The sequence below is a fragment of the Rhodobacter sp. SGA-6-6 genome (assembly GCF_011043545.1).
Lineage (GTDB): Bacteria > Pseudomonadota > Alphaproteobacteria > Rhodobacterales > Rhodobacteraceae > Pseudogemmobacter.
This window is the reverse complement of sequence record NZ_JAAKGP010000032.1, coordinates 1-6,403: the sequence shown is the minus strand read 5'-3', so window position 1 is coordinate 6,403 and position 6,403 is coordinate 1. Positions and strand designations below refer to the sequence as shown.

Genomic DNA, 6,403 nt, shown 5'->3' with positions numbered 1-6,403 from the left:
CCCTGACCGCACGCGCAACCGCGGCAGGCATCGATGTGCAGGTGCTGTCGCCCCGGCGTGGCGACTTCAACGACGACTTGCAAGCCACCGGCCTTGACGACCTCCGCGCCGCTCTCCGGCCCCAACTCGACCCGCAGGACGCAAGAAGGATCAGGGAGGGGTGAACAGGCAGGAGGCCATGAAAGCGGAGCTGCGCGTCGGAACGTGCGAACCCTGTGTTTCCACAGAAACGGAGACACAGCCATGTTCGAAGAAATCTTCCTCCCACCGGCAGCAGCAAAGCACCGCAATGCGCCGCTTGCAGATCTCAGGGCAGGGTACCTTCTGCAACTGAAAGCAGGTGGGGCACAGCGCAGCACCCTGCGAAAGCATGCGAATGCCCATCTCAACCTTGTGCGGCTTCTGGACCTTCGCGATGGCGACAGGATCAGCCTGAATGACATTGAAACCGCTGCCAGGCTCTGGGCCAATCCTGAAGGTCGCAGATCCGACCGAGAGGCCACAAGCAAGGCCAAGCAGCGCTTCATCAGCCATTGCGCCGATCTGCTGCATCACCTTGGCTGGATCGAATCCGATGGTGCGATCCAGCCCTTCGCTACAGAACTGAACGTCTACGAAACCTGGTTGCGCAGGGAACGGGGCCTCTCCCCCGAGACGGTTCATGGTTACTGTCGCGCAGCAGACCACTTCCTGACCCGGATTGCGGTGCGCGGCGTCCTGATCAGCGCGCTCTCGATGGCTGACATTGAGGACATCATTGGCGATGAACATCGCCGCGGCGTCTGGAGTCGAAGGACGCTCCACGATCATGCGCAGCGCCTCAGAGCGTTCATCGCCTTTGCCGAAAAGCGCAGATGGTGTCGCCCGGGTTTGGCCGCAAGCATTGTCGCCCCGGGATACAGGGCTGACGAGGTCTTGCCGAAGGGGATCGATCGCAAGAACGTCGAGCGCCTTTTGTCTTCGGTCCGAGGGGGGCGCATTGTTGATCTGCGTGATCGGGCAATCCTCATGCTGTTCACATCATACGGTTTGCGTGTTGCCGAGGTGGCAGGCCTGAGTCTCGACGACTTCGACTGGGATGCCGGGTTGCTTCGGGTTCGTTGTCCAAAGCCGGGTCGGACCCAGCTCTGGCCGCTATCGCGGGAAGTGGGGCAAGCAATTCTGGACTACCTCCGGCATGGCAGGCCAACATGTTACGGACGCTCTGTATTCTTCACCTCCCGCGCGCCGATCCACCCCTTGGATCGCAAGGCATTGGGCAAGATCGTCCGCGACCGCCTAGCGGTCATCGGCGTCGTGACAGGGCGGCGGGGCCCACATGCACTCCGGCATTCGGCCGCCCAACACCTTCTGGATCGAGGCATGTCGATGAAGGTGATTGGGGACTTCCTCGGCCATCGAGATCCGTCTTCGACGGCGATTTATGCCAAGGTCGACCTGGCAGCACTGCGCGAAGTGGCCGCCTTTGATCTGGAGGCACTGCTGTGAAGCTGGGCGAGGCGATCGATGACTACGTCGCTTGGCGACAGGCGCAGGGTGCAAAGTTCACAACAGCCCGGAACCTCTTGCGGCAGTTTGTGCGCGATATCGGCGCGGAGGCGGATTGCGATGAGATATCGAGGGATCAAGTGCTCGCCTTCCTCGTTGGTCAGGGCCCAAGAACCCGCCATGGCGACAACAAGGCTTATGCGCTCGCAGGCTTCTGGAGATTTGCGATCAGTCGTGGCTTGGCCGAGGCATCACCGCTTCCTTCGAGCGAACGGCGTCCGCCCTTGTTGGCACCACCGCACATTTACAGTCGCGCGCAATTGCGGCGCCTGTTCGATCCGCGAAACGTCGAGATTGCGCTTATTGGCACAAAGCAGCTCGACCTGAACACGTTCCGCACGCTGCTCTTGTTGCTCTATGGCGCGGGGCTTCGGTTCAGTGAGGCCACCGGGCTCCTGCGCGACGAGTGCGATCTGAAGGCTTCTGTCCTGACGATCAGGGACACCAAGTTTTACAAGAGCCGGCTGGTGCCCATTGGAATGCCGCTTGGGATGGCGCTAGCAAGGCACTTGTCGCAGCCACCGGGACAGCGGTTTGCCCCGGATGGTGGCGGATACCTGCTGTCGAACAGGGACGGGACCCGGCTGGCAAGCAGCACCGTTCAGACTGCGTTCGACCGGCTCCGCCGCGCTGCAGATGTTCGCGGCAGCGCGGGTGGTCGTTCAGCGCCCCGCATGCATGACCTCCGTCACAGCTTCGCGGTTCACAGGCTGACGGCTTGGTATCGGGAAGGCGCGGATGTGCAGCGCTTGCTGCCGGTACTGTCCACGTATCTCGGCCATTCCGATCTGGAAGGCACCAAAGTCTACCTGACGATGACTCCCGAGCTCTTGAACCAAGCGTCGATGCTGTTTGCGCGTTTTGCTCATGGAGGTGCCGATGCCAGAGCATGAACTCCTTGGGCCTTGGCTTCGGCGCTTCCTGACCGAATACATCGTCACTGAGCGCAACCTCGCCCGAAACACCCGGTCCAGCTATCGCGATACGTTCAGACTGCTCCTACCATTCGCCAGCCAAAAGGTGCGCAGGCCCGTCGACCGTTTGATGGTGCGCGATCTGGCGTCATCGCTGGTTCTGAAGTTCCTCGCTCATGTCGAGGACGACCGCGGATGCTCGGTTCGGACCCGGAACCAGCGGCTCGCGGGTATCAAGGCCTTTGCGCGCTTTGTGGGTAGCAGGGACCCAGCACATGTCGAGTGGTGTGGGCATATCCGCGCCATCTCTTCTAAAAAGTCCATGCAGCCATCGGTTGGCTGGCTGACGCGGCAGGAAATGGAGGCGATGCTCGCGGTGCCTGACAGGAAGACGGACCGGGGACAGCACGAATACGCCCTCCTGCTCTTCCTCTACAACACCGGTGCGCGCGTGTCCGAGGCGACAGAGCTGAAGGTGCAGGATCTGTCGCTTGCGGCCCGGAGGGGCGGCCATGATCTTGCGACCCTTCATGGGAAGGGCGGCAAGATCCGAAAATGCCCGTTATGGCCCGAAACCGAGCGGGCTCTTGCGCACGAAATCCGGGATCGCGAAGTGGGCGCACCTGTGTTTGTCAGCAGGCTTGGGACAGGGTTTACGCGCTTCGGCGTCTATCGCCTGATCGAGCGCTGTGCTGCGCAAGTTCCAGAGCTCGCGGGCCGCACGGTCACGCCGCATGTGATCCGACACACGACGGCCTGTCACCTGGTCCTTGCAGGAGTGGACATCAACACCATCCGTGCCTGGCTTGGGCATGTGTCGATCAGCACGACCAACATTTATGCCGAGATCGACCTGACGATGAAGGCCAACGCCGTTGCGCTCTGCGAAGTCGGCCAAGCGAGGCCGGGACGCTCGTGGAAGGAGGACAAAGACCTGATGGCATTCTTGAAGTCCCTGTAGCGCAGAACCCTCGATGCGGATCTCCGCGTTGGGGGTTATCATTCGATAATGCATATGCAGAGCACCTACATTGATACTTGAAATATCATTACTGCTGTTCTACATAGGCATCACTCTGTTAAGAGGGGCACTTCATGATCACGGGCTCACAGATGCGCGCGGCGCGTGCGCTGCTGGGTATCGACCAGAAAGCTCTGGCCGAACTGGCAGGTCTTTCTGTGCCAACGATCCAGCGCATGGAGGCGAGCACCGGCAACGTGCGGGGCGTGGTGGACAGCCTGACCAAGGTCGTTGCGGCGCTTGAACTCGCCGGTGTGGAACTCATCGGCGAAGGCTCGATCAGCACAGCCGGCGGACGCGGTGTTCGCCTGAAGGTACCCCCACCCAGACATTGATCCCTCAACCCGCGACGGCGACCGCCGACAAGAAGCCGACGATGCCGCCGCAACCCTCAAAGGTGCGGCCGAAGATGAAAGACCAGACCACCAGACAGAGCGAGGCACCCAGCTTTGCCGAACTCTTCACCCCGAAACTCGTCACGGTCCTGCGCGAAGGCTATGGGCTGCCCCAGTTGCGGGCGGATGCCATTGCCGGTCTGACCGTTGCCATCGTCGCGTTGCCGCTGTCGATGGCGATCGCCATTGCTTCGGGCGCGACCCCCGCCCAAGGGCTCTACACGGCAATCATCGGTGGCTTCCTGGTCTCGCTCCTCGGCGGTTCGCGATTCCAGATCGGTGGCCCGGCTGGTGCCTTCATCGTCCTCGTTGCCAGCACCGTCGCCCTGCACGGGATGGACGGGCTTGTCCTCGCGACCTTCCTGTCGGGCTTGATGCTGGCCGCTGTCGGCTTCCTCAGGCTCGGCACCTTCATCAAGTTCATCCCCTTCCCCGTGACGGTCGGCTTTACGGCCGGGATCGCGGTGATCATCTTTGCCAGTCAGATCAAGGAACTCTTTGGCCTGTCGCTGGATCATGAACCTGGCGAGCTTCTTGAAAAACTGCCAGCGCTGTGGGCAGCCCGGGCCAGCATCACACCCACTGCCGTTCTGCTCTCTGCGGTAACAATCGGCATCATCCTTGGTCTGCGCCGGTGGCGTCCTCATTGGCCAGGCATGCTGATCGCGGTTGCAGTCGCCGCAGTCGTCGTCGCACTTCTGGGGCTGCCGGTGCAGACCATCGGCACCAAGTTTGGCGGGATCCCGTCCTCGCTGCCTGCCCCGTCGCTTCCGGACCTGTCGATGGACAAGATCATGGCGGTTCTGCCCGCAGCGATCTCGTTCACCTTGCTCGGCGCCATCGAGTCGCTTCTGTCAGCGGTGGTGGCGGACGGCATGACAGGTCGGCGTCACCGCTCGAACTGCGAGCTTGTTGCGCAGGGGGCGGCCAACATCGGATCTTCCCTCTTCGGCGGCTTTTGCGTCACAGGGACGATTGCCCGCACCGCGACAAACGTGCGGGCCGGCGCGCACGGGCCGGTCGCCGGGATGCTGCATGCGGTGTTCATCCTGCTCTTCATGCTCGTCGCCGCCCCCCTCGCGGCCTACATCCCGCTGGCTGCGCTCGCGGGTGTTCTGGCAGTCGTGGCCTGGAACATGATCGAGAAACCTGCCATCGCGATCTTGCTCCGATCGGGCTGGGGGGAGGCGACTGTGCTTGGCGCCACCTTCTTCCTGACCATCTTCCGCGATCTGACCGAGGCCATCGTTGTGGGCTTTGCACTCGGCTCGGTCCTGTTCATCCACCGCATGAGCCAGACGACTGGCGTCGCGACGAACAAGGCCTTCGTCGGGCGTGATGAAGCGGACACCAGCCGCCCGCGTGGAACCTATGACGAAGAAGCGGCATCCAATCCCGAGGTTGTGGTCTACCGCATCACCGGCGCGCTCTTCTTCGGCGCGACCGCCTCGATCGGGTCTGTGCTCGACCGCATTCAGGACAGCCACAAGGCGCTGATCGTAGACTTCACGGCGGTGCCGTTCCTCGACTCGACTGGCGCGAACATGATCGAGGGCCTTGCGCACAAGGCGCACAGGCGCGGCGTCGCGCTCTGGCTTTCCGGGGCGAGCCGTGACATCCAACGCGTGTTCGTGACGCACGGCCTGAAACGGCCCCTCGTACGCTATACCGCTTCGATCGAGGATGCGCTTGCAAGCATCCCTGACAAGACTGGCGACCACCAGGACGCCGCATGATGCTGAGAGCTGTGATTGAGCGCCGGCGGCGCAGGGAATCCTTCGGTCCCCAGGAGCGACGCGGCTATGTCTTGTCGGCGCTTGAGCGTCCACGCACCCAGGCCGAGCTGCGCGATGCCCTTGGCATGAGCAACAGCGGAATCCTGAACCTACTGCGTCGCCTCGAGCGGGACGGGCTGGTTCGTCCAGCCGAACGGGTGGCCTGGACGCGCGTCTGGGAAAAGACGCGACAAGGTGGCTGACGTGATCAGCGGTGCCGTGTCAAACGCCAAGCCAAACGGAAACGCGCCGCCGGCTGCATGGACGGCTCTCCTTGAATGCGCCGAGTCGGCAGCGGACGGGGAGCTTGATCTCGACGGCGGCGCACCACAGGTTGTGGCTCTCGCAGAACGCCTAGTTGATCTGGGTCTTTTGCGTGTCCCGCGCGCAGACCACTACGCTCTGACGGAGGCCGGAAAGGAGCTTCTCGGACAATCAAGGACACTTCCCGCTTCGGTCAGGCCGAGGCGGGGCTTCCCGCTACTCCTTCCTTTGTCAGTTGCAGCACTCGCAGTGACTTCTGTTTGGATCTGGCTGAACGGCTAGCGGAAAGCTGGTCCCTGAAGGAAATGACCAATCTCCTCGTTCACCCCTCCCTGATCCTTCTTGCGTCCTGCGGGTCGAGTTGGGGCCTGAGAGCGGCGCGGAGGTCGTCAAGGCCGGTGGCTTGCAAGTCGTCGTTGAAGTCACCGCCCCTAGGCAACAGAATCCGCACGGCAACGCCTGCCGCGGTTGCGCGTGCGGTCAGGT

General features: G+C 62.4%; 6 protein-coding genes. All 6 read left to right on the top strand.

Features of this window, described 5'->3' with window-relative positions:
• Nucleotides 1-243 precede the first annotated feature (243 nt).
• Nucleotides 244-1,488: a tyrosine-type recombinase/integrase gene (locus G5B31_RS20585; RefSeq protein ID WP_165020070.1), complete on the top strand. Its 1,245-nt coding sequence runs from the start codon at nucleotides 244-246 to the stop codon at nucleotides 1,486-1,488.
• Nucleotides 1,485-2,441 carry a tyrosine-type recombinase/integrase gene (locus G5B31_RS20580; RefSeq protein ID WP_165020069.1) on the top strand — a complete coding sequence of 319 codons (957 nt, stop codon included), beginning with the start codon at nucleotides 1,485-1,487 and terminating at the stop codon, nucleotides 2,439-2,441. Before G5B31_RS20585 ends, G5B31_RS20580 begins: the two co-directional genes overlap by 4 nt.
• The gene (locus tag G5B31_RS20575; protein ID WP_165020068.1) at nucleotides 2,428-3,423 is read left to right on the top strand and encodes a tyrosine-type recombinase/integrase; all 996 of its coding nucleotides are present in this window, start codon (nucleotides 2,428-2,430) and stop codon (nucleotides 3,421-3,423) included. The genes G5B31_RS20580 and G5B31_RS20575 overlap by 14 nt, the downstream gene beginning before the upstream one ends.
• A 134-nt stretch (nucleotides 3,424-3,557) precedes the next feature.
• Nucleotides 3,558-3,818, top strand: coding sequence for a helix-turn-helix domain-containing protein (locus G5B31_RS20570; protein WP_165020067.1), 261 nt, complete (start codon nucleotides 3,558-3,560; stop codon nucleotides 3,816-3,818).
• A 74-nt stretch (nucleotides 3,819-3,892) separates the two neighbouring features.
• A complete protein-coding gene (locus G5B31_RS20565) occupies nucleotides 3,893-5,614 on the top strand; it encodes a SulP family inorganic anion transporter (RefSeq protein WP_165020066.1) in 1,722 nt (573 codons plus the stop codon).
• Nucleotides 5,611-5,856, top strand: coding sequence for a winged helix-turn-helix transcriptional regulator (locus G5B31_RS20560; RefSeq protein WP_165020065.1), 246 nt, complete (start codon nucleotides 5,611-5,613; stop codon nucleotides 5,854-5,856). Before G5B31_RS20565 ends, G5B31_RS20560 begins: the two co-directional genes overlap by 4 nt.
• The last annotated feature ends 547 nt before the right edge of the window (nucleotides 5,857-6,403 follow it).